Raw genomic sequence first — 24,719 nt, forward strand, 5'->3', positions numbered from 1 at the left:
CCTGTTTTAATCAGTAAGTACGGAGAGGGGAGAGTATGTATTCCAACCGTTTTGCCAGCCGTTCGCGCCAGCGTGGTCTGTCTTTCATTGGCGTGATTTTCATCGGGCTGATCTGCGTGGCGGCGTTTGCCATCGGCGGGCAGTCTGTGCCTATCTTTTTGGAGTACCAGGCCATCAACAAGGCGGCCACCAAGGCCGCCAGGGAAGAGACCACAGTTGGAGGAATACGCGGTGCCTTTGATCGTGCGGGTACTATCGATGACATCAGTTCCGTCAAGGGGAAGGACCTGGAGATTACGAAGCGCGGCGATAAAAATGTGGTGAGCTTCAAGTATTCACGCGAGATTCCCCTCGCTGGTCCGGCTTATCTCGTCTACCGCTTCGAGGGACAGACCAAGTAGTGTCCCCCAGTCTTCTTGCGCTGCAGGACCGCCTGCAGCACCTCTTTTCCGATCCCTCGCTGCTGCAACGTGCCATCACGCACCGCAGCTTTTCGGCCGACCACAATGAGCGGTTGGAGTTCCTGGGGGACTCCGTCCTGAACCTTGCGGTTGCGAGCCTGCTGTACCAGCGCCTGGGGTCCCTGCCTGAAGGTGATCTCTCGCGTGTGCGGGCCAACCTGGTCAAGCAGGACACCCTGCACCAGTTGGCCCTGCGCCTGCGTGTGTCCGAGGTGTTGAGACTCGGTGAGGGTGAATCCAAATCCGGTGGCCACCAGCGCCCTTCGATCCTTGCCGATGCGCTGGAGGCGCTGATCGGCGCGGTCTACCTCGACGCCGGTTACATCCAGGCCGAAGCCCTGGTGCACCGCCTGTTCCAGGCCATGGAGATCAACCCGCAGATGCAGGCCGCGTCCAAGGACCCGAAGACCGCGTTGCAGGAGTGGCTCCAGGGCCGCAAAATGAAGCTTCCGCAGTATGCCGTCGTGGCCACCGTGGGGGCGGCGCACCGCCAGACCTTCGATGTCGAGTGCGATATTCCCGAACTGGGCCTGATAGAGCGTGGCATTGGCGGCTCCCGCCGTGCCGGTGAGCAGGCTGCGGCAGCGGCCATGCTTGCCACACTGAAAGCAAAGAATCTATGAACGACGACAACGCCACCAACGACACGGCGGGCGATGCCGGTACCCCTGCAGACCATCCCCAAACCCCGGGGGATCTGGATGCCATGCTGGCGGCTGCAGGTGCGCCTGCGGCCGTGCCGGGCCAGCGCTGCGGCGTGATCGCCATTGTCGGCAAGCCCAACGTGGGCAAGTCCACCCTGCTCAATGCACTGGTGGGGCAAAAGATCAGCATCACCTCGCGCAAGGCGCAGACCACGCGCCACCGCATCACGGGCATCCGCACGCGCGAGCAGACCCAGTTCGTCTTTGTCGACACCCCGGGTTTTCAGACCCGGCATGCCACGGCCCTGAACAAGTCGCTCAACAAGACGGTGATGGGTGCCATCGGCGACGTGGACCTGATCCTCTTCGTCGTGGAGGCGGGCAATTTCACGCTGGCCGACGCCAAGGTGCTGTCGCTGTTCAAGCCCGGCATTCCTACCTTGCTGATCGCCAACAAGCTCGACATGGTCAACCGCCGTGCCGAACTGGCGCCCTGGCTCAAGAGCATGCAGGAGCGCCACCCGTTCGCTGAATTCGTGCCCATGTCGGCCAAGAACAAGGGCGACATCGAGCGCCTCTTCGGCATCTGCGCCAAGTACCTGCCCGAGCAGGCTTGGTGGTACGGCGAGGACGAACTCACCGACCGCAGCGAGAAATTCCTGGCCGGCGAAACCGTGCGCGAAAAGCTGTTCCGCTTCACGGGTGACGAGTTGCCTTACACCTCCACTGTGGTCATCGACAAGTTCGAGGAAGAGGCGAGCAAGCAGCACAAGCGCCTCGTGAAGATCGCCGCCACCATCGTGGTCGAGCGCGACAACCACAAGATGATGGTCATCGGGGACAAGGGCGAACGCCTGAAGCGCATCGGCACCGAAGCCCGCCAGGAGCTCGAAAAGCTCATGGATGCCAAGGTGTTCCTGGAGCTGTGGGTCAAGGTGCGCTCGGGCTGGGCCGATGACGAGGCGCGCGTGCGCTCCTTCGGCTACGAGTGAGGATGGCCGCTTCGGTGCTCATCCGTGCAGAGGCGCCTTGGTGCCTGTGGCGTGGCTGAAAGCCGCCCATGGCCGTTGCCAAGCGCATTTCCGATGAACCGGCCTTCGTGCTGCACAGCTACGACTGGAGCGAGTCGAGCCTGATCCTGGAGGTATTCTGCCGCCGCCAGGGTCGTGTGGCCCTGGTCGCCAAGGGTGCCAAGAAGCCCACCTCCAACTTTCGCCCTGTGCTGCTGCCCCTGCAGCCGCTCCTGCTCACTTACACCCTGTCGGGCGATGGCTCAGCCGACATCCACACGCTCAAGGGCGCAGAGTGGGTGGGCGGGCATGTCATGCCGACGGGTGACGCCTTGTTGTCGGGCATGTACCTCAACGAATTGCTGCTGCGCCTGCTGGCGCGGGCCGATGCACACACTGCGCTGTTCGATGACTATGCCGGCGTGGTGCGCGTGCTGGCCAGCGAGCATGGCGACGCGCTCGAACCCGTGCTGCGCAGCTTCGAGCTACTGCTGCTGCGCGAGATCGGGCTTTTGCCCAGCCTGGATGCGCAGACCATGACCCTGGAGCCCTTGCACCCCGGCACGCGCTACACGCTGGTGGCCGAAGGGGGGTTGCGTACGGCCTCATCTGGCGATCGCGTCGCGCTGCCCGGCAGCCAGTGGCAGGCCCTGCAGGCGGCACTGGACAGCAATGCATCCAGCTACACCGCCACCTTGCGCGCCTGCGCTCCGGTGGCCGCCGAGCTCAAGCCCCAGTTGCGGGCGCTCTTGCAATACCATTGCGGCAGTCCCACGCTGCGCACGCGCCAGCTCATGATGGATCTGCAGTCTCTCTGACCCCTACATACCGCATGCCACACCCCACGCCGCACCGTACCGCCCTGTCGGTCAACGTCAACAAGGTCGCCCTGGTGCGCAACACGCGCCACCTGGGCATTCCCAGCGTCACGCGTGCGGCCCAGCTGTGCCTTGAAGCCGGCGCGCGGGGCATCACCGTGCATCCCCGTCCGGACGAACGCCACATCCGCAGCCATGACGTGTTCGAGCTGGCCGAGCTGATGAAGGCTTGGCCCGATCGGGAATACAACATCGAGGGCAACCCCTCGCAGAACCTCATGGACTTTATCCGCCAAGTGCGCCCGCACCAGGCCACCTTCGTGCCCGACAGCGAAGACCAGTTCACCAGCGACCATGGGTGGGGCTTCCCGCAGGATGCCGAGCGCCTGGCGCCTCTGATTGCAGAGTGCAAGGCCCTGGGTGTTCGCGTGAGCCTGTTCATGGACCCGGCGCCCGAGGCCATGGCCGCCGCCAAGGCCGTGGGGGCTGATCGCGTCGAGCTTTACACCGAGCCTTATGCCGCCGCCTGGGGAACCTCCGGGCAGGCCTTGCAGTTGGAGCGCTACCGCGCTGCCGCCCAGGCCGCGCTCGATGCCGGGCTGGGCGTCAATGCCGGGCACGACCTGAACCGCGACAACCTCACCGCCTTTGTGCGCGAGGTGCCGGGTGTGCTGGAGGTGTCCATCGGCCACGCGCTGATCGCCGATGCATTGGAGCTGGGCTATGCCGCCACCGTGCAGGCCTACAACGCCTGCATCGCCGCAGCAGGCTGAGCGCCTTGCCATGATCTACGGCATCGGAACCGATATCTGCGACGTGCGCCGTATCCAGGCCAGCCTGGAACGCCATGGCGACCGCTTCGCCGAGAAGGTACTGTCCCAGGGCGAACTCGCCACCTGGCGTGCGCGCACGGCCCGCTGGCCGGACCGGGGCCTGCGCTACCTGGCCACCCGCTTTTCTGCCAAGGAGGCTTTCAGCAAGGCCATTGGCCTTGGAATGCGCATGCCCATGACCTGGCGCCACTGCGAGGTGGCCAAGCTGCCCTCGGGTCAGCCTGTGATCGTGCTGCATGGCGCGCTCAAGGAATGGTTCGATGAGCGCGGCCTGCAGGCCCACCTGAGCGTCACGGACGAGACGGACTACGCGGCCAGCTTCTGCGTGGTTGAAAAAGCCCCCTGATTTCCGTCGGCAGTCAGCTCTCAGCGTGGCCGCCCAGTTTCCATCCCTTCTGATTTCACAAGCCCATGACCGAACACGCACCCGTCATCCTCGATGTGGCCGGCACCGCGCTCAGCGCCGACGACCGCCGCCGCCTGGCCCACCCGCTCACCGGCGGCGTGATCCTGTTCGCCCGCAACTGGGAAAACCGGGCCCAGTTGCTGGCCCTGACCAGTGCGATCAAGGCTGTGCGCGATGATCTGCTGGTCTGCGTGGACCATGAAGGCGGGCGCGTGCAGCGCTTTCGCACCGATGGCTTCACCCACCTGCCGCCCATGCGCGCCCTGGGCGAGATGTGGATGGACGATGGCAAGGGCGCCAAAGCGGTTGCCGGCAGCGGCGCCCTGCGCGCCACCAATGCCGCCACCGCCGCAGGCTATGTGCTGGGCACTGAACTGCGCGCCTGCGGCGTGGATTTTTCGTTCACACCAGTCCTTGACCTCGACTGGCAGGACGAAGGCGCCGGCTCGCGCAGTGGCGTGATTGGCGACCGCTCCTTCCACCGCGATCCGCGCGTCGTGGCCCTGCTCGCCAAGAGCCTCATGCACGGACTGCTGCAGGCCGGCATGGCCAATTGCGGCAAGCATTTCCCTGGCCATGGTTTCGTCAAGGCCGACTCGCACACCGAGGTGCCGGTGGACACGCGCAGCCTCAAGGCCATCCTGGCCGACGATGCGGCCCCCTACCCCTGGCTCAGCAGCACGCTCACCAGCGTGATGCCGGCCCACGTGATCTACCCCAAGGTGGACAGCCGCCCCGCCGGGTTCTCCCAACGCTGGCTGCAGGACATCCTGCGCCGCGAGATGCGCTTTGATGGCGCAATCTTCAGTGACGACCTGAGCATGGAAGGGGCGCGCCGCCTCGATGGCCAACTGGTCAGCTACACCGATGGTGCCCTGGCCGCGCTGGGGGCTGGCTGCGATCTGGTGCTGCTGTGCAACCAGAGCGTGGGCGATGGCAAGGCCGTGGACGAACTGCTGGGCGGCCTGGCGGATGCGCAGGCCCGGGGCCGCTGGCAGCCCAGTGTGGACAGCGAGTCGCGCCGCATCGCCCTGCTGCCCGAGACCCTTCCCCAGGCCTGGGACGACCTGATGTACCAGCCGGCCTACCTGCAGGCGCTGGACTTGCTGCCCTGAGCGCGCCCTGGTGGTTCAGGGCGCAGGCGTAGCGGGCTGAGGTTCCTGCGCCGGGGCGGATGTTCCGGGCAGCGTTGGCGCTGCCGGCGCGGCGGGCTCCACCGCCGCAGGTGGTGGCCCTCTCCAGCGCCGTATCACGCGCTGGAAGATCAGGGCATTGGGTATCTGCAGCCAGGTGCCATCCGGGCCCGCGTGGAGGTGGTCTTCGAGCGTGGTGTACAGCAGGTTGATGTCCACCACCCGGCCTTTGGCGCCGGGCTTCTCTGCTGTGTCCAGCACCTCGATGTAGTCGCCCACGCGGAATGGCCGCACCGTGAAGATCAGCAGCGCGCAGAACAGGTTGGAGAGCACGCTCCACGCCGCGAAAAAAGCCACGGCGCCCACGGTGGCAAAGCCCGTGAGGGCCGTCCACAGCACCGTGGCCGAAACCCCCATGCGTTCGAGCACCAGCAGGAAGGCGCTGGCCACGATAGTCCAGCGTATCAATCCCTTGATGGGTACCAGCAGCTCGTCGGGCAACTGGTAGTGGGCGGCGGCACGCGCCACCAGGCGCCGCAGAAGGCGCTGCAGCATCCAGGCCACAAAAACGACCAGCAGGATCTGCAGGCCGGGCACGATCACATCGAGCCAGTCCTGCACCCAGTCCGGGAGCCGCGTCTTCAAAGCATGCAGACCGTTGGTGGCCATGGGAAAAGGGCGCGCTCGGGCGCGCAGAAAACGGAAAAGATCGCCATCAGCTGCGCAACTGCTCCACGGTGTCCATCTGCATCTCGAAACTGAAGAAGCGGTTGCGGCCCTGGGCCTTGGCCGCGTACAGGGCCTGGTCGGCGCGCATGATCATGCTCTCGGCATTGGTGCTGTCGTCGGGCACGCAGGTGGTGATGCCGCCCGACAGCGTGAGTGCATCGCCCAGGGGGGAGTCGGGGTGGGCAATGCCGCGCACCTTGAGCAACTGGCCCAGGGCCCTTGCAAAGGTCATGGCGCCCGAACGGGGGGTGTTGGGCAGGATCAGCGCGAACTCTTCGCCGCCATAGCGCGAAGCCACGTCGCGCGGCCGCACGCACACCTCGCGCAGCAGCCGACCCACCTCTTTCAGGCAGGCGTCTCCCTGCACGTGGCCGCTGGCATCGTTGAACAGTTTGAAATGGTCCAGGTCGCAGAGCATCAGCGTGAGCGGCGTGCCATCGCGCCGGGCCGACAGTATCTCGCTGTGCAGCATCCGGTCGAAGCCCCGGCGGTTCACCAGGCCGGTCAGCGAGTCCACCTCCACCATCTCGTTGAGGCGCTGGTTGGCCAGATGCAGCTCAGCCGATAGCGACACCAGCCGCCGGCGCATGTCCAGGAGGCGCTGCATGGCGCGCAGCTTGGCCATCAGCACGATGGGCTTGACGGGCTTGACCAGGTAGTCGTCGCCCCCCACCTCGATGCCGCGCCATACGTCGAGTTCATTGTCCAGGCCCGAGAGGAAGATGATCGGCGTCCAGTCGCCCGCCTCGCTCTCGCGCATCTGCTGGGCCACCCAGTAGCCGTCCTTGCCGGGTAGCCGGATGTCCAGCAGCACCAGGTCCGGCCGATGTGTCTTGAACAGCTGCAGTGCCGCCGCACCTTCGGGGGCCTCGAAGATCTCCGAAACCCCTGCGTGCCGCAGCTCGGCCACGAGCGCAGCCCTCACCGAATTCTGGTCCTCCACCACCAGTACCGAAAAACTGTTGCGGGAGGACGCTGATGCGGGCGCTGAAGGGTAGGGCGCGCTGCTGGGGGTGAAGGGCATGGTAGCGGCTCCTTGAGGCGAAGGGCGTTGCGCGGCAGCCGCTCAGGACTCCCGCCGCAATGCGGGGAACAGTATCACGTCGCGGATGCTCGGGCTATCGGTCAACAGCATCATCAGGCGGTCGATGCCGATGCCGCAGCCGCCCGTGGGGGGCATGCCGTACTCCAGCGCGCGAACGAAGTCATGGTCGTAGAACATGGCCTCGTCGTCACCGCTGTCCTTGGCGGCCACCTGGGCGTGGAAACGCGCGGCCTGGTCCTCGGCGTCGTTGAGTTCGCTGAAGCCGTTGCCGAACTCGCGCCCTGTGATGTACAGCTCGAAGCGCTCGGTCACCTCGGGGCGGGTGTCGTTGGCGCGCGCCAGTGGCGAGATTTCCGTCGGATGCTCCATGATGAACGTGGGCAGCCACAGCTTGTCTTCTACCGTCTCTTCGAAGTAGAGCACCTGCAGGCTGGCCAGCGAACGCGTGGACAGCTTGTTCTTTTCTTCGTTCAGGCCCAGCTTCTTGAGTGCACTGATCAGCCACGCGGCGTCGTCCACATGGGCGCCTGCCTCGGTGTACTGGAAGATGGCTTCGCGGATCGTCAGGCGCGCAAACGGCTGCGACAGGTCCACCGCGCGGCCCTGGTAGGTCAGCTGCAGCGAGCCCGTGGCCTTGAGCGCCACTTCGCGGATCAGCGTCTCGGTGAAGTCCATCAGATCCAGGTAGTTCCAGTACGCCGCGTAGAACTCCATCATGGTGAACTCGGGGTTGTGGCGCACCGAGATGCCTTCGTTGCGGTAGCTGCGGTTGATCTCGAACACGCGCTCGAACCCGCCCACGATCAGGCGCTTGAGGTACAGCTCCGGCGCGATGCGCAGGTACATCTCCTGCTCAAGCGCGTTGTGGTGCGTCACGAAGGGCTTGGCATTGGCACCGCCCGGAATCGGGTGCAGCATCGGCGTCTCGACCTCCAGGAAGCCGTGGTCCACCATGAACTCGCGCAGGCCGCTTACGGCCTTGCTGCGCGCGATGAAGCGCCTGCGCGCCTGCTCGTCGGTGATCAGGTCCACATAGCGCTGGCGGTACTTCTGCTCCTGGTCGGCCATGCCGTGGAACTTGTCGGGCAGCGGGCGCAGGCTCTTGGTCAACAGGCGCAGGCGCGTGACCTTGATCGACAGCTCGCCGGTCTTGGTCTTGAACGTGGTGCCCTCGGCGCCCACGATGTCGCCCAGGTCCCAGTGCTTGAAGGCCGCATAGGCCTCTTCACCCAGCGCATCGCGGGTCACGTACAGCTGGATCTGACCGCCGGTGTCGCCCAGGGATCCGTCCTGCACGGTGGCAAAGCTGGCCTTGCCCATCACCCGCTTGAGCATCATGCGGCCAGCCACGCTCACCGTGGCCGGATTGGCCTCCAGGGCCTCGGCATCGAGTGGGCCATAGGTCACATGCAACTCAGCCGCCTTGTTCGCCGGCTTGAAATTGTTGGGGAAGGCCACGGCGCCGCCCTGGGCCTGGACTTCGCGCAGCGCGCGGAGCTTTTCGCGGCGCTCGGCCATGAGCTTGTTGTCGTCCGGGGGCACTGGTGGGGTGTTCTGTTCAGACATAGGTGCTGTCAATGCGGTGCGAGCGTGGTGCGTCGAAAATAAGGGGCTGTCAGGGAGTCTGCGGCAGCCAACCCTTGATTTTATCGGCTTGGCGGGCACAACCCGGTTTTTTACCCGTGCAGTGCCGGTTTTTAGGCGCTCGGTGGCCTTGCGCGGACGCTGCGGTGGCTCAGCGCGGCGTATCCTGGCCCGGCGACGCATCCGGGCGCAGCACGGCGTGCACCGTCCGTGCCAGGATCCGCAGGTCCTGCCACACGCTGTGGTTGCGCGCATAGCGCGCGGCATAGTCCAGCTTCACGGGCAGAATTTCTTGCACGTAGGTGCGCTCGGGGTCGGCGCTCTGCGCCAGCAGCGCGCTTTCGTTGCGAAAGGCGATGGACGCCAGGTCGGTGATGCCCGGGCGCACGCTCAGCACGATGGCTCTGAGCTCGGCCGGGTACATCGCCACATAGCGCGGCACCTCGGGCCGCGGGCCCACCAGGCTCATGTCGCCCTTGAGCACGTTGAGCAGCTGCGGCAGTTCGTCGAGCTTGCTGTGGCGCAGCCAATGCCCGGCGCGGGTGATGCGCGCGTCCTCCCCCACTGTGATGGCCGGGCCCGCCCGCTCGGCCCCGGTGTGCATGGAGCGGAACTTGTAGATGTGAAAGCTGCGCCCGTGCCGACCCACCCGCTCCTGGCGAAACAACGCCCCGCCTGCCGAATCCCAGCGCACCCACAGCGCGATGGCAAGCAGAACCGGGCTGAGCGCCAGCAGGGCGCCGCCCGAGACCACGATGTCCATCAGGCGCTTGAGCATCCTCATCCCAGCAGGGTCTGCAGGGCCGCGATCACGCGGTCCTGGTCGGCGACGGTCATGGCCGTGAACAGCGGGATGCTCACCATGGCCTGGTAGGCCGCATCGGCTTGGGGAAACATCTCGGGCGTGAGCTGGTAGCGGTCGCGCCAGTAGGGGTGGCGGTGCAACGGCACATAGTGCACGCTGGTGCCGATCCCCAGGTCCGACAGGCCCTGCACCAGCACGTCGCGCGACAGGCGTGCACCCGGAGCCAGTCGTATCACATACAGGTGCCAGGCATGCATGTCGCCTGCCGGTGCCTCGGCCGGCAGCACCAGCGGCAAGCCTGCCAGAGCCGCGTGGTAGCGCTGTGCCAGGTACTGGCGCCGCTGCACGAAGGCCGGCAGGCGCGCCAGTTGCTGCACGCCCATGGCCGCAGCCACGTCGGTCATGTTGTACTTGAAGCCCGGGGCCACTACCTCGTAGTACCAGGCGGGCGTCTTGGACGTGAAGCGGTCGAAGGCATCGCGGTTCATGCCGTGCAGGCGCATCACGCGCATGCGCTTGGCGAGATCCGGGTCGCGTGTCACGGCCATGCCGCCTTCGCCGGTGGTGATGGTCTTGTTCGCGTAGAAGCTGAACACGGTGACATCCGAGGCCAGTTGGCCCACCAGCGTCCCTCTCCAGGTCGTGGGCAGGGCGTGGGCGGCGTCTTCCACGACCTTGAGTCCGTACTCCTGGGCGATGGCCAGAATCGCATCCATGTCGCAGGCCAGGCCGCCGTAATGCACCGGCATGATGGCTTTGGTGCGCGGCGTGATCGCAGCGCGCACCAGGGCCGGGTCCATGTTCAGCGTCACCGGGTCCACATCCACCAACACCGGGTCGGCGCCCAGGTAGCGCACCACCTCGGTCGTGGCCGTGAAGGTCAGCGTGGGGGCAATCACCTCGTCGCCCGGGCCGATGCCCAGGGCTTCCAGGGCCAGGTGCAGGCCGGCCGTGGCCGAGTTCACGGCCAGGCTGTCCACGCCGCCGCCCAGGTAGTCGGTGAAGGCCTGCTCGAAAGCCCGGGTCTGCGGGCCGGTGGTGACCCAGCCCGAGCGCATGGCCTCGGCAACGGCGTTCACCTCGGCATCGCCGATGTCGGGGCGGGCGAAGGGGAGAAAGGGCAGGGCGGCGGTTTCAGCGTTCGACATGGTCAGGTGGCAATGGGGTGGACGGGGCTGCACCACGGCCGATGGCGTGGTACTCCAGCCCCGCAGCGCGCAGCTCGGCTGGCTCGAAAAGATTGCGGCCGTCGAACACCATGCGTTCGCGTAGCGTGGCGGCCAGGTGGGCGAAGTCCGGGCTGCGGAACTCCTTCCACTCGGTGGCGATGATGAGCGCGTCCGCGCCCTGCAGCGCCGTATTGGCGAGCTGCACGAAAGAAAGGCCTGTGCGTTCGCCAAGGGCCTGGCGCGCCTGGTCCATGGCCTGTGGGTCGTAGGCAACCACTTCGGCGCCCAGGGCCAGCAGCCGTTCGATGATGGCCAGGCTCGGTGCCTCGCGCATGTCGTCGGTGCCGGGCTTGAAGGCCAGGCCCCAGAGCGCGAAGCGCCGGCCCGTGAGGTCGGCGCCAAACCGCGCGACGATCTTGTCGGTCAGCACCTGCTTCTGGTGGTCGTTCACGGCTTTCACTGCCTGCAGGATCTGCAGGTCCTGCCCGGCATCCTGCGCCGTCCGGATCAGCGCCTTTACATCCTTGGGGAAGCACGATCCGCCATAGCCCGTTCCTGCGTAGAGGAAATGCGTGCCGATGCGCGGGTCCATGCCGATGCCGGTGCGCACGTTCTCGATGTCGGCGCCCAGCCTCTCGGCCAGCAGCGCCAGCTCGTTCATGAAGCTGATGCGCGTGGCCAGCATGGCGTTGGCCGCGTACTTGGTGAACTCGGCGCTGCGCACGTCCATCACCACCAGGCGGTCGCGGTTGCGCATGAAGGGTGCATACACCGCACGCATGAGTTCGGTGGCGCGCTCATCCTGGGTGCCCACGATCACGCGGTCCGGCCGCATGAAATCCTGCACCGCGCTGCCTTCCTTGAGGAATTCGGGGTTCGATACCACCGCAAATTCCGGCGGCAGACCGCGGGAGGACAGCACGGCGGCCACAGCGTCGCGCACCTGGTCGGCTGTCCCTACGGGCACCGTGCTCTTGTTGACGATCAGTTTGTAGCCCGCCATGCGCTCGGCAATGGATCGCGCGGCGGCCAGCACATGCTGCAGGTCGGCCGAGCCGTCTTCGCTCGGGGGCGTGCCCACGGCGATGAACTGCAGCAGGCCATGCGCCACGGCGTGGTCGATATCGGTGGTGAACTCCAGGCGGCCGCTGCGCGCATTGCGCAGCACCACGTCCGGCAGGCCGGGTTCATGGATAGGCATCTGCCCCTGGTTCAGCCCATCGATACGGCGAGCGTCCAGGTCCAGGCACACCACGTGGTTGCCCATTTCCGAGAGACAGGCCCCGGTGACAAGGCCCACATAGCCGGTGCCGATGACGGTGATTTTCATGGAGCGTGATTCAGTGCGGAACGGGGATGCCAACGGTCAGGCCGGCTTGGCCAGCCAGGTCAGGCGGTGGGTGCGCAGCGGGTAGAGCAGTGCGGATGCGGGCGAGAGGCAGGCGGCAGGCAACCGGCGCGCAATCGGGGGCGCCAGCGTGATCCGCCGCGACTGCACCTGCGCCTTGGGGAACAGGCGGCGCAACTCGGCCAGGGGCACGCCGCGCACATCGGGGTTGCGGGGATTGTCCACGATGAAGTCATAGACCAGCACGCCGCCGCCTGGGGCCGTCCAGCGCCACAGAACATCGGCCATGCGCTGGCGGAACGCCGGGTCCAGCAACGAGCTGAACAGGGTGAAGGCCAGCACCGCGTGCTGGCTGCCATCGGCCACGGGCGCCAGCGTGGCATCGCCTTCGGTGATGCGCACGGCGCTGGGCAAGCTGCCGCGCGCCTGCGCGGCACGTTCGCCGATCAGCTCCAGCCCCTGCAGGCGTGCGGGGCTGGCACCCAGGCGCAACAGGTCCTGCAGGTTGCCTCCGCTGCCACAGCCCACCTCGGTGATGGATTTGTCCGCGAGGTCCGTCCAGCCATGCGCACTCCACAAACGCACCATGGCGCGCAGGCGCTCCTGCTGCGCCTGCAGGGCCGAGGGGCTGGTCAGCAGCCGGTAGTGCCGCGCGTCCTGCGCGGCATCGCGGCGTGCATAGCGCGCCTGCACAGCCTGGGGCTCGGTCGGGTCGCTCATCGCGTGATCCGGGCGAACCGGGCCGACGGCGCACGCGCGCGCAGCACGTCCCACAGGCCGCGCCAGGTACCGAGCCCATAGGCCAGGTGGTAGGCCGCAATCACCACCGGCAGCCGCGCCAGCAACTGCCAGCGGCCTGCACTGCGCGCGGCCGACACCGAGGCCAGTGCCACGTAGGCTGCATACAGCGCGACCAGTGCCGCCAGCGGCAGCACGGTCCAGGGCAGGCACAGCGCGAACAGGCCGAGCGCGGCCACGAAGGCCGCCGGCACCAGTTGCCGAACCGAGCCGGCCTGCCCGTGCTTTCGCATCACGAAAGGGCGCCAGTAGCCGTATTGCCGCTGCTGCGCGAACAGGTGGCGCAGTGAATTGCGCGGGTGGTAGAGCGAGTGGATCAGCGGGCTCTGCCAGATGCGCCCGCCCGCCAGGCGCAGGCGCAGGTTGTGCTCGTCGTCCTGGTTGCGCACCAGTGCCTCGTCGAAGCCGCCGATGCGCTCGAACACGGCGCGCGGCCAGCAGCCCAGGTAGACCGTGTCCACCTCGCCATCGTGCTGCGTGTCGCGCGAGCGCGCGCCACCCACCACCCAGCGGCACTGGAAGGCGGCGGCCACGGCCTCGCCCATGGGCCCCGTACCCTCGGCCACCCAGGGGCCGCCCACATTGTCGGCGCCGCTGCGTTGCAAGGTTTCGATGCAGCGCGCCACATAGTCGGGCGCGAAGCGGGTGTGGATGTCCAGGCGCACGATGACTTCGCCACGTGCGCGTGCAATGCAGGCGTTGAGGCCGGTGGAGACGATGCGACCGGGGTTGTCCACCCACTGCAGCCGCGCGTCCTGTGTGCTGCGCGCGACCAGCAATTCGCGCGTGCCGTCGTCGCTCTCGCCATCGGCCACCAGCACTTCCATCTGCCAGCCGGGGGGCAGCACCTGGGCCAGTGCGCTGTCGCAGAACGCGGCGATGTGCGCTGCCTCGTTGCGGCAGGGCGCGATCACGCTGACCCATGCCGGGGTGTCCTGGGGCCGGCTCATGGGGTGCCCGTCCGTTCTCGGTAAAGTCGATCCATCGTGTCCATCTGTACGGCGCGGTCGCCATCGCGCGCAATGCGCTGCACATTCTCCTGTCCGTGGCGCTGCATCCGGGCATCGTCGGCGGCCATGGTTTCGAGGCAGCGCGCCAGCGCCGCCGCATCGCGTGGCGGCACCAGCAGGCTGGCATCCAGCCACGCGCGGTTGGCATCCAGGTCGCTGGCCACCACGGCCAGGCCGCAGGCCATGCTTTCGAGCACCGAGACCGAGGTCGCGTCGCTCGTCGGTACCGAGACCGACAGCTTGCACTGCGCCAGCACCCGCGCCATGCCCGCGTCGTCCAGCCGGCCGTGAAAGACCACGTGCTCCTCCAGTCCCTTCGCGGCCACCAGCGCGCGCAGCGCCGCCTCCATCGATCCGCCGCCCAGCAGGTGCAGTTGCACCCCTGCCTCGGGATGGCGTGCCACCAGGGTGGCCAAGGCCTCGACGATGGTGTCGATGTTGTAGTTGGGCTCCCAGGAGCGCAAGCTCACGATCTGCAGGCCGGTCTTGGCGGACCATGGAGCCGGAGCAAAGCGCCCGAGGTCCACGCCCCAATGGATTTCCTGCACGGGGCAGGCAGGGCCAAAGGCCTTGGCCGCGTCGATCAGACTTTGCGAGTCACCGGTGATCAGGTCGGCCCGGCGCAGGCTCCAGCCCGTCAGCCAGCGCATCAGTGTGTTTTTTTGCGGCGTCACCAGCAGGTCGCTGCCCCAGGCCGTCATCACCAGCGGATGGCGGCCGCAGCGTGCGGCCAGGTAGCCATAGGAGGTGATGTAGTGCGCATGCACGATGTCGGGTGCCAGGGCCTGCACGTAGCGGTGCGCCTGCCCCACGCGCAGCAGCCAGTCGGTCGAGCGGCGCACGGGCGCCAGCACCTTCTGCTCCACCCCCTCGATGGGTGCCGGGCGGGCCGTGACCAGCGATACCCGGTAGCCACGCGAGCGCATCTCCGCCGCCCAGCGCTGGATGTGCGGGCTGGTTGCATCGCCCAGCAGGCACAGGTGCCTGTTTGCTTCAGCCATGGGTTCTTGCCCCTGCGGCCTGCGGCAACTCGCCAGCCCAGGCACGGTAGTGTTCGGCCCACTCAGGGTACTGCGCCAGCAGCGCCGCATCGGCCGTGCGCACGTCGCCGACCTGGCGCGCAGGCGCGCCGGCCATCACGGCAAAGTCGGCGACCTCGCCGCGCACCTGCGAATAGGCGCAGATCAGCGCGCCCCGGCCGATGCGCGTGCCCGCCTCGATCAGGCTGTGCGGCCCCACGAAGGCATAGGCGCCGATGTGCACGGCCCCCTTCACATAGCCGGGTACCTCGCCGCCCGCATGGGTGGCGTACCCGCGCCCGAGCAGCCGGATGGAGCGGTGCGAGCTGTGCGTGACGATGCTCACGAAATTGGTGATCTGCACGCCCTCGTCGATGGTGAGGCCCGCCGTGGCATCGAGAAAATTGAACTGCCCGATGAACACATGGTCCGCCAGCGTGAGGCCTTGCTCGCCCTCGATGCAGGTGCTGGGTGCAATGCGCGTGTGCGCCAGCAGCACGCCCGCAGGCGTGCGCTCGCCGAACACCATGCGGTACATCAGCGCCTGCCAGATCCGGCGCCGTGCGCGGTTAAGCCAGGCTTTCATCGGGGATGTTTTTCCAGTGGGCAAGGGTGAGAAAGTAGTAGGCGAAGTAGGGCAGCATGGATGCCGAGATGCCCCAGGCCGCGCCTTCCAGGCCGCCCAGGGCCAAGCCGGCCAGCAGCCCTGCAAAGAAGGCCAATTGTCCCACCAGCGCCAGCTTGAGGGCCCAGGCCTGTGCGCGCCAGGCCAGCGTGGTCACCGACAGCGGCGATGCGATGAAGTGCAGGGCGATGTAGGGCGCGATCGCGCGCACCAGCGGGCCGGCCTCGCTCCACTGCGCACCGAACGCGGTGGTGAAAAGCCAGGGACCCCAGAGCATCAGCACCGCTGCCATGGGCAGCGCGATGGCGGCCAGCGCCAGCATGCTCTTGCGCACCAGGGCTCGGGCCTGTGCCGCGCTGTGGGCCTGCAGCAGCTGCGGGTACAGCGCCTGCGACAGCGCACCGCCCAGCAAGGTGGCCGGCGCCTTGAGGTAGCGCAGCGACAGCGCCCACAGGCCGGCTGCCGCATCGCCCGCCCAGGCCGCCACGGCGATCAGTGTCAGCGTGTCCTGCAGCGCACCGATGAAGGCATGCGGCGTATTGAGCAGCGGAAAATCGCGGTGCTTTGCGGCCATGGTCCGCAGCGATGCCCAGGGCGTGCGCCCCAGCACCGCCCAGCCCCCGGCAGGTGCCGGCCTGGCCAGGGCCGCCGCAGCCACCAGCCCTGCGGCCACCGCACCGGCCAGCAGCCCGGCCGCGCCCAGCTTGAGCAGGCCCAGCGCCAGCTGCAGCAGGGCGCCGCCGCCATGTTGCACCAGGCGCGCGATGGACAGCAGGCCAAAGCGCTGTGAGCGCGTGGCCCACAGCGTGAGCCACTGCGTGGCCGCGATGGACAGCACGGCCAGGGGTAGGGCCCAGGCCAGCGGCATGCCCTGCATGGCCGCCATCACGCCGCCGGCCACCAGCGTGCCGGCGGTGGCCAGCAGCAGCAGCCGTGCACACAGTGCCATGAGCTCGGCAGCGCCCGGTTCGGCCTTTTCCAGCGGCAGCGCGAATTCGTAGCGCGCACAGCCGACCACCGCCACGTTGGTGGCCAGGGCCCACAGCAACGCGAACTGGCCGAATTCGGCCGGCGTGTACAGGCGCGTCAGCGCCGGGCCCAGCAGCAAGGGCAGCGCATGGGCCACCACACTGCCGGTCAGCAAGGTGGCTGTGGCCCGCAGCAAGGTGGAGCTCATGTCAGTTATCCATGGCGCTGCGGATGAAACCGGCGCGGCCCAAGCCAGTGCCCCCGTGCAAGGGCCGCCCCGCTGCACCGGGGGCGTCCCCCTCCCAGATTGCGAAGCAAACTGAGAGAGGGGGAAGGCGCGAAGCGACTCAGGGGGTGCTTCATGTCAGGCCTGCTGGGGCTCCTGGTGGAAGCCCGGCACCAGTTCGTGCAGCAGGACCATCATGGCGGCGCCGTCCGCCTGGTGGATGGCACGCTCCAACGCCCGCAGGCGGCTCTCCAGCACATCCCAAGCGAGGTGTTCCTCATGGGCACGCAGGATGCGCGGGTGCGGTGTGGGCTCTGCGCCGTCGCCGATCAGCAGTTCCTCGTAGAGTTTTTCGCCGGGGCGCAGGCCGGTGAAGACGATCTCGATGTCACCCTCGGGGTGCCCCGGTGCGCGCACGCTCAGGCCCGACAGCGCGATCATGCGCTGCGCCAGCTCCAGGATGGGGATGGGCGCGCCCATGTCCAGCACGAAGACCTCGCCGCCCTGCGCCATGGCGCCGGCCTGCAACACGAGTTGCGCGGCCTCGGGGATGGTCATGAAGTAGCGCGTCACGTCCGGGTGCGTCACCGTGACGGGGCCACCCGCCGCGATCTGGCTGCGGAACAGCGGGATCACGCTGCCGCTGGAGCCCAGCACATTGCCAAAGCGCACCATCGAAAACCGGGTGCGCGCGGCGCCACCCTCGGTGCCGGGCTGGCGGGTGCAGGACGCCACCGCCTGCAGCACCAGCTCGGCCACGCGCTTGCTGGCTCCCATCACGTTGGTCGGGCGCACGGCCTTGTCGGTGGAGACGAGCACGAAGTTCTCCACGCCGCTCGCCATGGCGGCGCGCACCATGTTCAGCGTGCCGAAGGCGTTGTTGCGGATGCCTTCGCCCGCGTTGGCCTCCACCATGGGCACATGCTTGTAGGCCGCTGCGTGGTAGATGGTGCGCGGGCGGTGCGCCTGGCACAGGTCGAGCATGTGCTGCGCGTGGCTCACGCTGGCCAGCAGCGGCACCAGCTCGCAGGCCATGGCTTCCTGCTGCACGATGGACTGCAGCTCCTGGTGGATGCTGTAGAGCGCGAACTCGCTGTGGTCCACCAGCAGCAGGCGTGCCGCGCCTTCGCGCGCGATCTGGCGGCACAGCTCGCTGCCGATGCTGCCGCCCGCGCCGGTGACCATCACTGCCTGGCCGCGGATGTGGCGGCCCAGCAGCTCGGGGTCGGGTGCCACCGGGTCGCGGCCCAGCAGATCTTCCAGGTCCAGGTCCTGGAAGTCGGTCACCGTCACACGGCCGCTGGCCAGGTCGGTAAGGCCCGGGATGGTGCGTATGCGCACGGGCAGCGAGCGCAGGTTCTCGATGATCTGGTGGCGGCGCTGGCGCGGCACGCTGGGCAGGGCCAGCAGCACGTCGGTGATTCCAAAGCGTTTCACCACCTCGGCCAGCGCGATGGGTGCATACACCCGCACGCCGTTGATGCTGCGGCCCACCTTGGCGCGGTCGTCGTCGGCAAAGGCCTCGAGCACGTAGTTGCGCGCGCTCACCAGCCCTGCCGCCGTCTGGGCGCCGGCCGTACCGGCGCCGTAGATCAGCAGCCGGTGCGGCGCCTTGGTGGTCTGCCCGGCCAGCCACATCCAGCCCAGCGAGCGGCTGGCACCCACCAGCAGCAAAAAGATCACCGGTTGCAGGATGCCCACGCTGCGCGGTATGCCGATCCACTGGCCCGCCATCAGAATAGCGAACAGCAGCGCCCCGTAGATCGCCACGGCCTTGCCGGTCGTGACCAGCGCGGTGATGCCGGTGTAGCGGAAGATGGCGCGGTACAGCCCCAGGTTCACGAAGATGGGGAAGGCCAGCAGCGGTGCCAGGCCATAGGCCAGCCACTGCATGCCCTCGGGCCAGTGCAGCACGTCCAGCCGCAGGGTGAAGGCCAGCCACATGGCGAACAGGCCCATGGCGATGTCCAGCGCCACCACCACCAGCCGCTTGACCGGGCGGGGCCACTCCAGAACGTTGCTCAGCACGGGTTTGCCGATTTGCCGGATCCGCGGGTCACTGCGCGATGCCCGTGCGTTCCAGCACGTCGCCCACCAGCTCCAGCCGCACCAGGGGGTTGTCCAGTTCCATCAGGCGCTGCTTGAGCTCCAGCGGCACGGGCAGCAGCTCGCACCAGCGGTTGGCCACCCAGCCGCAGTCGTCGAGCTGGGCGGCAGTAGGCACCAGCGCGCCGGGGCTGTCCGGGTCGCGCTGCTGCAGCGTGTGCAGCACCTGCGCCAGGGCCTGCGATGCCTTTTTCAGGTCGTCGGGCACGGGCACGGCCATGTCGGGATCGAGGTGCGTCACGTCGGCAATCCACAGGCCGTGCACCAGATGGCTGCGTTGCACGATGCGAAAGCGCTGGCTGCCCCGGCACTGCAGGGTGATGAGCCCGGGCTGGGGCGCGTCGAGCTGGTCGATGACGGCCAGGGTGCCGACCTCGCTGAACTGCTCCTCCGGGGCGCCTGCCTGGCGCACCTCGTGGCCCTGGGTGAGGGACACCACACCGAAGGGGGCGCCCATCTGGTGGCATTTGCGCACCATGTCCAGGTAACGTACCTCGAACACGCGCAGCGCCAGAAGCCCGTCGGGAAAGAGGACGGAACCCAGAGGGAAAAGGGGCAAAGATGACAGGGAAAGGGGTTGTGTCATAAGGCAGGTTCTTCGCCCGCTATCATCCCATGGCGCGGGCTGCTTTCGCACCGCCCGCTTTCCTTTTTGCCGCTCCCATGTTCTTCCAGATCGCTTCCTTCCTGCTCGATGTCGTCGGTGGCCTGCTCACGGGCGCCTGTCTGCTGCGCCTGTACATGCAGTTGCAGCGCGTGCCGTTTGGCAACCCCATCGGCGGGCTGGTCTTTGCGCTCACCGACTGGATCATCTTGCCCCTGCGCAAGCTGATCCCCCCGGTGGGCAAGTGGGATCTTTCCAGCCTGGTGGCTGCCATCCTGTTCCAGGTGCTGCAGTACGTGCTGTTCCTGCTGCTCGTCGGCGCGGCCGCCGCCTGGGCATGGCTGCCCTGGCTGGTGCTGTTTGGCCTGGCCAAGGTGGCGGTGTCGGGGCTCATGGGCCTGCTCATCGTGCATGCGGTGATGTCCTGGATCTCCGCCCGCTCGCCGCTGTCCGATGTGGTGTGGCGCCTGTGCGCCCCCGTGCTGCGGCCGTTCCAGAAGGTGATTCCCCTGCTGGGCGGGGTGGATCTGTCGCCGCTGGTGGTGCTGGTGCTGCTGCAGGTGCTGATGATCGTGCTGGCCAACCTGCAAGCCAACGTGATGCGCTGACGGAGCCCGCAGAGCAAAAAAGCGCCTGGTCTTTCGACAGGCGCTTTTTTCATGGGGCATGCCAAGGCATGCCTGTCGGATTGCGGCGTGCTTACACCACGGCGTCTGCGGGCAGGCGCTGCAGCATGGCCAGGCTGCTGGCCACGGTGTTGCGCAGCTCGCGGCGGTCGCAGATGAAGTCCACGGCGCCCTTGGTCTGCAGGAACTCGGCACGCTGGAAGCCTTCGGGCAGCGTTACGCGCACGGTGGATTCGATCACGCGCGGGCCGGCAAAGCCGATCAGCGCCTTGGGCTCGGCAATCACGATGTCGCCCACGAAGGCGAAGCCGGCGCTCACGCCGCCCATGGTCGGGTCGGTCAGCACGCTGATGTAGGGCAGGCCCTTCTTGGCCAGGCGGGTCAGCGAGGCATTGGTCTTGGCCATCTGCATCAGCGACAGCAGGCCCTCCTGCATGCGCGCACCGCCGGTGGCGGTAAAGCACAGGAAGGGCACCTTCTGCTCGATGGCGGTCTCCACGCCGCGCACGAAGCGCTCGCCCACCACCGAGCCCATGGAGCCGCCCATGAAGTCGAATTCGAAGCAGGCGACCACCACGTTGATGCTCTTGACCGCGCCACCCATGACGATGAGGGCATCGGTCTCGCCCGTGTTCTCCAGCGCCTCCTTGAGGCGCTCGGGGTACTTGCGGCTGTCCTTGAACTTCAGTGCATCGACGGGCAGCACTTCCTGGCCGATCTCGTAGCGGCCTTCGGGGTCCAGGAAGGCATCCAGGCGCGCCCGTGCACCGATGCGGTGGTGGTGGCTGCAGTGCGGGCAGACGTTCTGGTTGTGCTCCAGGTCGGACTTGTAGAGCACCGTTTCGCAGCTCGGGCACTTGATCCACAGGCCCTCGGGCACCTGGCGGCGCTCGGTCGGGTCGGTTTGCTGGATTTTGGCGGGCAGGAGTTTTTCAAGCCAGGACATGTGTTTTCCTCGTCAATGACAGGGTTTCAGGCCATTTCGACCGATCCAGGACCACCAGGGCAGGACGCGAAAAGACACAACCGTGTGTGTAACCCAATGGGCGCCCGCCGCACTGGGCGGGCGCCAAGGCCCACATTATGCGTCGAGTGCCTTGCGGATCCCGCGCAGGAAGTCCACGGTGATCGCCACGACCTTCTCATGCGGCTGGTCCTCGATCAGCTGGATGATGCGCGTGCCGATCACCACGGCGTCGGCCACCTTGCCGATGGCCTGGGCCGTGGCGGCGTCGCGGATGCCGAATCCCACGCCCACGGGGATCTGCACATGCTGGCGGATGCGCGGCAGCATCTGCTCCACGGCGGCCGTGTCGAGCGCGCCCGATCCGGTCACGCCCTTGAGCGACACGTAGTACACATAGCCGCTGGCCACGCGCGCCACCTGGGCCATGCGCTCGTCGGTGCTGGTGGGGGCCAATAGGAAGATCAGGTCCATGCCGTGCGCGCGCAGGCTGGCGGCAAAGGTCTCGCATTCCTCGGGCGGGTAGTCCACCACGAGCACGCCGTCCACGCCGGCCGCAGCCGCATCGCGCACGAAGGCGCCCGCGCCATGCACCTGGTCATAGCGCTCCACGGGGTTGGCATAGCCCATGAGCACCACCGGGGTGGTGCTGTTGCGCTTGCGGAAATCGCGCACGTGGTCGAGCACCTGGGTCATGCCGATCCCGAGGGCCAGGGCCTTTTCGCCCGCCTTCTGGATCACCGGGCCGTCTGCCATGGGGTCGGAAAAGGGCACGCCCAGCTCGATCACGTCGGCGCCCGCCTCCACCATGCCGTGCATGAGGGCCGGGGTGATGTCGGCGAACGGAAAACCGGCGGTGACATAGGGCACCAGGGCCTTGCGGCCCTGCGCCTTCAATTGGTCGAAAGTGGTGCTGATGCGGTTCATGGCTTGGCCTCTGCACCCTTCACGGACAGTCCGCGCATGGAGGGGCGGTCGTAGAAATCTTCGCCCGACAGGTCGGCCACCGTGCCGATGTCCTTGTCGCCGCGCCCGGACAGGTTGACCAGGATGGACTGGTCGGCGCGCATGGTCGGGGCCAGCTTCATGGCATAGGCCAGGGCGTGGCTCGATTCGAGCGCGGGGATGATGCCCTCCACCCGGCACAGGTGGTGAAAGGCTTGCAGCGCTTCCTTGTCGGTGATGCCCACGTACTCTGCACGGCCGATTTCCTGCAGCCAGGCGTGCTCGGGGCCCACGCCGGGGTAGTCCAGGCCTGCGCTGATGCTGTGCGTCTCGGTGATCTGGCCGTTGGCGTCCTGCAGGATGAAGGTGCGGTTGCCGTGCAGTACGCCCGAGCTGCCGCGCTGCAGCGATGCCGAGTGCTTGCCGCTGTCCAGGCCCTCGCCGGCCGCTTCCACGCCGATCAGGCGCGTCTTCTCGAACGGAATGTAGGGGTGGAAGATGCCCATGGCATTGCTGCCGCCGCCCACACAGGCGATCACGGCATCGGGCTGCTCGCCCTGCACCTTCTGTTCGGCCAGCATCGGGGGCATCTGCGTGAGGCATTCCGTGCCGATCACGCTCTGGAAGTCGCGCACCATCATCGGGTAGGGGTGCGGGCCCGCCACCGTGCCGATGATGTAGAAGGTGTTGTCCACATTGGCCACCCAGTCGCGCATGGCCTCGTTCAGTGCGTCCTTCAGCGTCTTGCTGCCCGACTCCACCGGCACCACGGTGGCGCCCAGGAGCTTCATGCGGTAGACATTGGGGCTCTGGCGCTTGACGTCCTCCGAGCCCATGTAGACCACGCATTCGAGGCCGTAGCGCGCGCAGATGGTGGCCGTGGCCACGCCGTGCTGGCCTGCGCCGGTCTCGGCAATGATGCGCGGCTTGCCCATGCGCCGGGCCAGCATGGCCTGGCCGATCACGTTGTTGATCTTGTGGGCGCCGGTGTGGTTGAGGTCCTCGCGCTTGAGGTAGATCTGCGCGCCGCCCAGGTCGCGGCTGGTGCGCGCGGCATGGTAGACGGGCGAGGGTCGGCCTACGAAGTGCTTGAGCTCGTACTGGAACTCGGCCAGAAACTCGGGGTCGTGCTGGTAGCGGGCGTAGGCCTCGCACAGTTCGGCAATGGCATGGGTCAGCGTTTCGCTGACGAAGCTGCCGCCGTAGGAGCCGAAATGGCCCGAAGGATCAGGTTGCTGATAGGAACTCATGGGGATTCTTTGCAAGTTGTGCATCGGCCGCACGCACGGCGGCAACGAAGCGATGGATTTTTTCGGCGTCCTTGATGCCCCTCAGGGGGTTTCCATCGGGCCCATGGGCCTCGACGCCGGAACTGACATCAACCGCCAGCGTGGTGCAACGCGGGCGTACTTGCAAAATGCCATCGGTCACGTTTGCAGGCGTGAGTCCACCAGACAAAACGAGGTGAGAGCCGACGCTTGGTGGAAGGAGTGACCAATTGAATGCCTTGCCGCCGCCGCCGTACCCCTCGACATGGGCGTCGAGCAGGATGGCCTGGGCGTTTGAAAAATCGTGTGCGTATTTTACGAGGTCGAATTGTGCCGCATCCGGGTCCAGGGGTATTCGGGCAGCGCGCAGGTAGGGGCGGGCACCGGCTCCGGTGGCTGCCTGGCATTGCTCAGGCGTTTCGTCGCCATGGAATTGCACGGTGGCGCCGGCAATCTGCGCGCTGGCGGCCACCACCTCCTCGGTGCTGGCATTCACAAACAGCAGCACCGGCGTGACGAAGGGGGGCAGGCGCCGCGCCAGCTCGGCAGCGCGCGCTGCCGTGACGGCGCGCGCACTCTGGGCGAACAGCACGAAGCCGATGGCATCGGCTCCTGCCGCCACGGCGGCGTCCACGTCCTGTTCACGCGTCAGTCCGCAGATCTTGATGCGGGTGCGGGCTGCGGGCAGGGGCGTGGTGTGGGAAGGCGATGAAGTGCTCATGGGAGCCAATCATACGCAGCCGTGCGCTGGGGCAGGCCCCACGCGGCGTCGTAGACCGGTCCCTGGAAGTACAGCCCGTCGGGCGAGAAGGTGGGCGCCGCCGCGTCGCGCGAGCGTGCCTGCAGCACCTGCTCTATCCACCCGGGCGGCTGGTCGCCCCGGCCGATCGCCACCAGGCAGCCCATGAGGTTGCGGATCATGTGGTGCAAGAAGGCATTCGCCTCGAACTCGAAGCGCCAGTAGCAGGGGCTCCAGCCCAGCTCGGGATGGGGCTCGCCCAGGCCACGCTGCGTGATGTCGATGCGCGACAGTGTCTTCACCGGCGACTTGGCCTGGCAGGCCGAGGCGCGGAACGAGGTGAAGTCGTGCTCGCCCAGCAGGTGGTCTGCGGCCTGGCGCATGGCGGCATGGTCCAGGGGGTGGTAGACCCAGCCGACGCGCCCGGCGTCCACGCTCGGGCGCACGGTCGACTGCAGCAGCACGTAGGCATAGCGGCGCGCCACGGCGCTGCCACGCGAGTGAAAGCTGTCGGGTACATGGCTGGCCCATTGCACAGCAATGTCGGGGGGCAGAAAGGTGTTGGTGCCGCGCACCCAGGAGGAGGGTGGCCGGTTCAGGGGGGTATCGAAATGCACCACCTGCATCAGGCCGTGCACCCCCGCATCCGTGCGGCCGGCGCACAGGGTGCTCACGCGGTGCGTGGCAAAGCGCGCCAGGGCCGCCTCCAGCTTGTCCTGGATGGTGTTGCCCGACAGCTGGCTTTGCCAGCCGCTGTAGGGCTGGCCGTTGTAACTGACACCCAGAGCCACCCTCATGGGCGGGCCTGGGCCGGGGTGGAGTAGCTCAGGGCCGT

At 67.4% G+C, this 24,719-nt stretch carries 26 protein-coding genes; 8 read left to right on the forward strand and 18 right to left on the reverse strand.

The genetic code is table 11. The features are described from left to right. Window positions 1–35: 35 nt before the first annotated feature. From QYL93_RS03015 to nagZ, 7 genes are all read left to right on the forward strand, one after another. The gene (locus QYL93_RS03015) at window positions 36–401 is read left to right on the forward strand and encodes a DUF4845 domain-containing protein (protein WP_305742252.1); all 366 of its coding nucleotides are present in this window, start codon (window positions 36–38) and stop codon (window positions 399–401) included. After that, entirely contained in the window at window positions 401–1,084 is a 684-nt protein-coding gene (gene rnc, locus QYL93_RS03020) for a ribonuclease III (RefSeq protein ID WP_305742253.1), read from the forward strand. Before QYL93_RS03015 ends, rnc begins: the two co-directional genes overlap by 1 nt. Further along, complete coding sequence (gene era, locus QYL93_RS03025) at window positions 1,081–2,097, forward strand: GTPase Era (protein WP_179681594.1); 1,017 nt, start codon at window positions 1,081–1,083, stop codon at window positions 2,095–2,097. Before rnc ends, era begins: the two co-directional genes overlap by 4 nt. A gap of 68 nt (window positions 2,098–2,165) precedes the next feature. Then, entirely contained in the window at window positions 2,166–2,933 is a 768-nt protein-coding gene (recO, locus tag QYL93_RS03030) for a DNA repair protein RecO (RefSeq protein WP_305742254.1), read from the forward strand. A 14-nt stretch (window positions 2,934–2,947) separates the two neighbouring features. Next, window positions 2,948–3,706: a pyridoxine 5'-phosphate synthase gene (locus tag QYL93_RS03035; protein ID WP_305742255.1), complete on the forward strand. Its 759-nt coding sequence runs from the start codon at window positions 2,948–2,950 to the stop codon at window positions 3,704–3,706. 10 nt (window positions 3,707–3,716) lie between these two features. Continuing rightward, complete coding sequence (gene acpS / locus QYL93_RS03040; RefSeq protein ID WP_305742256.1) at window positions 3,717–4,112, forward strand: holo-ACP synthase; 396 nt, start codon at window positions 3,717–3,719, stop codon at window positions 4,110–4,112. A gap of 65 nt (window positions 4,113–4,177) precedes the next feature. Then, window positions 4,178–5,287, forward strand: a complete 1,110-nt coding sequence (nagZ, locus tag QYL93_RS03045) for a beta-N-acetylhexosaminidase (RefSeq protein WP_305742257.1) — start codon at window positions 4,178–4,180, stop codon at window positions 5,285–5,287. A gap of 15 nt (window positions 5,288–5,302) precedes the next feature. Here the strand turns inward: nagZ and QYL93_RS03050 are convergent, their stop codons facing one another. The 13 genes from QYL93_RS03050 to QYL93_RS03110 form a co-directional block, all read right to left on the reverse strand. Next, window positions 5,303–5,974 carry a mechanosensitive ion channel family protein gene (locus QYL93_RS03050; RefSeq protein ID WP_305742258.1) on the reverse strand — a complete coding sequence of 224 codons (672 nt, stop codon included), beginning with the start codon at window positions 5,972–5,974 and terminating at the stop codon, window positions 5,303–5,305. A 46-nt stretch (window positions 5,975–6,020) separates the two neighbouring features. Continuing rightward, window positions 6,021–7,058: a diguanylate cyclase domain-containing protein gene (locus tag QYL93_RS03055; RefSeq protein ID WP_305742259.1), complete on the reverse strand. Its 1,038-nt coding sequence runs from the start codon at window positions 7,056–7,058 to the stop codon at window positions 6,021–6,023. A 42-nt stretch (window positions 7,059–7,100) separates the two neighbouring features. Then, window positions 7,101–8,645, reverse strand: coding sequence for a lysine--tRNA ligase (gene lysS, locus QYL93_RS03060; protein ID WP_305742260.1), 1,545 nt, complete (start codon window positions 8,643–8,645; stop codon window positions 7,101–7,103). Window positions 8,646–8,814: 169 nt separating this feature from the next. Continuing rightward, window positions 8,815–9,441: a sugar transferase gene (locus QYL93_RS03065; RefSeq protein WP_305742261.1), complete on the reverse strand. Its 627-nt coding sequence runs from the start codon at window positions 9,439–9,441 to the stop codon at window positions 8,815–8,817. A gap of 2 nt (window positions 9,442–9,443) precedes the next feature. Further along, a complete protein-coding gene (locus QYL93_RS03070; RefSeq protein ID WP_305742262.1) occupies window positions 9,444–10,616 on the reverse strand; it encodes a DegT/DnrJ/EryC1/StrS aminotransferase family protein in 1,173 nt (390 codons plus the stop codon). Continuing rightward, complete coding sequence (locus tag QYL93_RS03075) at window positions 10,603–11,967, reverse strand: UDP-glucose/GDP-mannose dehydrogenase family protein (RefSeq protein WP_305742263.1); 1,365 nt, start codon at window positions 11,965–11,967, stop codon at window positions 10,603–10,605. The genes QYL93_RS03070 and QYL93_RS03075 overlap by 14 nt, the downstream gene beginning before the upstream one ends. A gap of 36 nt (window positions 11,968–12,003) precedes the next feature. Continuing rightward, window positions 12,004–12,705: a class I SAM-dependent methyltransferase gene (locus QYL93_RS03080; RefSeq protein WP_305742264.1), complete on the reverse strand. Its 702-nt coding sequence runs from the start codon at window positions 12,703–12,705 to the stop codon at window positions 12,004–12,006. Then, window positions 12,702–13,733 carry a glycosyltransferase family 2 protein gene (locus QYL93_RS03085; protein WP_305742265.1) on the reverse strand — a complete coding sequence of 344 codons (1,032 nt, stop codon included), beginning with the start codon at window positions 13,731–13,733 and terminating at the stop codon, window positions 12,702–12,704. The genes QYL93_RS03080 and QYL93_RS03085 overlap by 4 nt, the downstream gene beginning before the upstream one ends. Then, window positions 13,730–14,794, reverse strand: a complete 1,065-nt coding sequence (locus QYL93_RS03090) for a glycosyltransferase (RefSeq protein ID WP_305742266.1) — start codon at window positions 14,792–14,794, stop codon at window positions 13,730–13,732. The genes QYL93_RS03085 and QYL93_RS03090 overlap by 4 nt, the downstream gene beginning before the upstream one ends. After that, window positions 14,787–15,398 (reverse strand): acyltransferase, encoded by a 612-nt coding sequence (locus QYL93_RS03095; RefSeq protein WP_305742267.1) that lies wholly within the window; start codon window positions 15,396–15,398, stop codon window positions 14,787–14,789. The genes QYL93_RS03090 and QYL93_RS03095 overlap by 8 nt, the downstream gene beginning before the upstream one ends. Next, complete coding sequence (locus QYL93_RS03100; RefSeq protein ID WP_305742268.1) at window positions 15,382–16,614, reverse strand: lipopolysaccharide biosynthesis protein; 1,233 nt, start codon at window positions 16,612–16,614, stop codon at window positions 15,382–15,384. The genes QYL93_RS03095 and QYL93_RS03100 overlap by 17 nt, the downstream gene beginning before the upstream one ends. 156 nt (window positions 16,615–16,770) lie before the next feature. Continuing rightward, window positions 16,771–18,660, reverse strand: coding sequence for a nucleoside-diphosphate sugar epimerase/dehydratase (locus tag QYL93_RS03105; RefSeq protein ID WP_305742269.1), 1,890 nt, complete (start codon window positions 18,658–18,660; stop codon window positions 16,771–16,773). 28 nt (window positions 18,661–18,688) lie between these two features. Beyond that, window positions 18,689–19,324 carry an LON peptidase substrate-binding domain-containing protein gene (locus QYL93_RS03110; protein WP_305742270.1) on the reverse strand — a complete coding sequence of 212 codons (636 nt, stop codon included), beginning with the start codon at window positions 19,322–19,324 and terminating at the stop codon, window positions 18,689–18,691. Window positions 19,325–19,401: 77 nt separating this feature from the next. Between QYL93_RS03110 and QYL93_RS03115 the strand changes: the two genes are divergently transcribed. Then, a complete protein-coding gene (locus QYL93_RS03115; RefSeq protein ID WP_057268462.1) occupies window positions 19,402–19,950 on the forward strand; it encodes a YggT family protein in 549 nt (182 codons plus the stop codon). A 91-nt stretch (window positions 19,951–20,041) separates the two neighbouring features. On the opposite strand, the gene accD is transcribed toward QYL93_RS03115, so the two are convergent. The 5 genes from accD to truA all read right to left on the reverse strand — a co-directional run bounded on the left by accD (window position 20,042) and on the right by truA (window position 24,681). Beyond that, the gene (accD, locus tag QYL93_RS03120) at window positions 20,042–20,914 is read right to left on the reverse strand and encodes an acetyl-CoA carboxylase, carboxyltransferase subunit beta (RefSeq protein WP_057268463.1); all 873 of its coding nucleotides are present in this window, start codon (window positions 20,912–20,914) and stop codon (window positions 20,042–20,044) included. A 135-nt stretch (window positions 20,915–21,049) separates the two neighbouring features. Continuing rightward, window positions 21,050–21,859: a tryptophan synthase subunit alpha gene (gene trpA / locus QYL93_RS03125; protein WP_305742271.1), complete on the reverse strand. Its 810-nt coding sequence runs from the start codon at window positions 21,857–21,859 to the stop codon at window positions 21,050–21,052. Continuing rightward, on the reverse strand, window positions 21,856–23,127 hold the full coding sequence (gene trpB / locus QYL93_RS03130) for a tryptophan synthase subunit beta (protein WP_305742272.1): 1,272 nt from the start codon (window positions 23,125–23,127) through the stop codon (window positions 21,856–21,858). The genes trpA and trpB overlap by 4 nt, the downstream gene beginning before the upstream one ends. After that, window positions 23,105–23,866, reverse strand: a complete 762-nt coding sequence (locus QYL93_RS03135) for a phosphoribosylanthranilate isomerase (RefSeq protein WP_305742273.1) — start codon at window positions 23,864–23,866, stop codon at window positions 23,105–23,107. Before QYL93_RS03135 ends, trpB begins: the two co-directional genes overlap by 23 nt. Continuing rightward, window positions 23,863–24,681, reverse strand: coding sequence for a tRNA pseudouridine(38-40) synthase TruA (gene truA / locus QYL93_RS03140; RefSeq protein ID WP_305742274.1), 819 nt, complete (start codon window positions 24,679–24,681; stop codon window positions 23,863–23,865). Before truA ends, QYL93_RS03135 begins: the two co-directional genes overlap by 4 nt. Window positions 24,682–24,719: the final 38 nt, after the last annotated feature.

This window comes from Acidovorax sp. A1169 (assembly GCF_030704685.1).
Taxonomy (GTDB): Bacteria; Pseudomonadota; Gammaproteobacteria; order Burkholderiales; family Burkholderiaceae_C; genus Acidovorax.

Excerpts from the sequence above, each read along its gene's own strand:
- QYL93_RS03015 (WP_305742252.1), top strand. The coding sequence starts at position 36 with ATGTATTCCAACCGTTTTGCCAGCCGTTCGCGCCAGCGTGGTCTGTCT.
- era (WP_179681594.1), top strand. The coding sequence starts at position 1,081 with ATGAACGACGACAACGCCACCAACGACACGGCGGGCGATGCCGGTACC.
- recO (WP_305742254.1), top strand. The coding sequence starts at position 2,166 with ATGGCCGTTGCCAAGCGCATTTCCGATGAACCGGCCTTCGTGCTGCAC.
- QYL93_RS03035 (WP_305742255.1), top strand. The coding sequence starts at position 2,948 with ATGCCACACCCCACGCCGCACCGTACCGCCCTGTCGGTCAACGTCAAC.
- acpS (WP_305742256.1), top strand. The coding sequence starts at position 3,717 with ATGATCTACGGCATCGGAACCGATATCTGCGACGTGCGCCGTATCCAG.
- nagZ (WP_305742257.1), top strand. The coding sequence starts at position 4,178 with ATGACCGAACACGCACCCGTCATCCTCGATGTGGCCGGCACCGCGCTC.
- QYL93_RS03050 (WP_305742258.1), bottom strand. The coding sequence starts at position 5,974 with ATGGCCACCAACGGTCTGCATGCTTTGAAGACGCGGCTCCCGGACTGG.
- QYL93_RS03055 (WP_305742259.1), bottom strand. The coding sequence starts at position 7,058 with ATGCCCTTCACCCCCAGCAGCGCGCCCTACCCTTCAGCGCCCGCATCA.
- lysS (WP_305742260.1), bottom strand. The coding sequence starts at position 8,645 with ATGTCTGAACAGAACACCCCACCAGTGCCCCCGGACGACAACAAGCTC.
- QYL93_RS03065 (WP_305742261.1), bottom strand. The coding sequence starts at position 9,441 with ATGCTCAAGCGCCTGATGGACATCGTGGTCTCGGGCGGCGCCCTGCTG.
- QYL93_RS03070 (WP_305742262.1), bottom strand. The coding sequence starts at position 10,616 with ATGTCGAACGCTGAAACCGCCGCCCTGCCCTTTCTCCCCTTCGCCCGC.
- QYL93_RS03075 (WP_305742263.1), bottom strand. The coding sequence starts at position 11,967 with ATGAAAATCACCGTCATCGGCACCGGCTATGTGGGCCTTGTCACCGGG.
- QYL93_RS03080 (WP_305742264.1), bottom strand. The coding sequence starts at position 12,705 with ATGAGCGACCCGACCGAGCCCCAGGCTGTGCAGGCGCGCTATGCACGC.
- QYL93_RS03085 (WP_305742265.1), bottom strand. The coding sequence starts at position 13,733 with ATGAGCCGGCCCCAGGACACCCCGGCATGGGTCAGCGTGATCGCGCCC.
- QYL93_RS03090 (WP_305742266.1), bottom strand. The coding sequence starts at position 14,794 with ATGGCTGAAGCAAACAGGCACCTGTGCCTGCTGGGCGATGCAACCAGC.
- QYL93_RS03095 (WP_305742267.1), bottom strand. The coding sequence starts at position 15,398 with ATGAAAGCCTGGCTTAACCGCGCACGGCGCCGGATCTGGCAGGCGCTG.
- QYL93_RS03100 (WP_305742268.1), bottom strand. The coding sequence starts at position 16,614 with ATGAGCTCCACCTTGCTGCGGGCCACAGCCACCTTGCTGACCGGCAGT.
- QYL93_RS03110 (WP_305742270.1), bottom strand. The coding sequence starts at position 19,324 with ATGACACAACCCCTTTCCCTGTCATCTTTGCCCCTTTTCCCTCTGGGT.
- QYL93_RS03115 (WP_057268462.1), top strand. The coding sequence starts at position 19,402 with ATGTTCTTCCAGATCGCTTCCTTCCTGCTCGATGTCGTCGGTGGCCTG.
- accD (WP_057268463.1), bottom strand. The coding sequence starts at position 20,914 with ATGTCCTGGCTTGAAAAACTCCTGCCCGCCAAAATCCAGCAAACCGAC.
- trpA (WP_305742271.1), bottom strand. The coding sequence starts at position 21,859 with ATGAACCGCATCAGCACCACTTTCGACCAATTGAAGGCGCAGGGCCGC.
- trpB (WP_305742272.1), bottom strand. The coding sequence starts at position 23,127 with ATGAGTTCCTATCAGCAACCTGATCCTTCGGGCCATTTCGGCTCCTAC.
- QYL93_RS03135 (WP_305742273.1), bottom strand. The coding sequence starts at position 23,866 with ATGAGCACTTCATCGCCTTCCCACACCACGCCCCTGCCCGCAGCCCGC.
- truA (WP_305742274.1), bottom strand. The coding sequence starts at position 24,681 with ATGAGGGTGGCTCTGGGTGTCAGTTACAACGGCCAGCCCTACAGCGGC.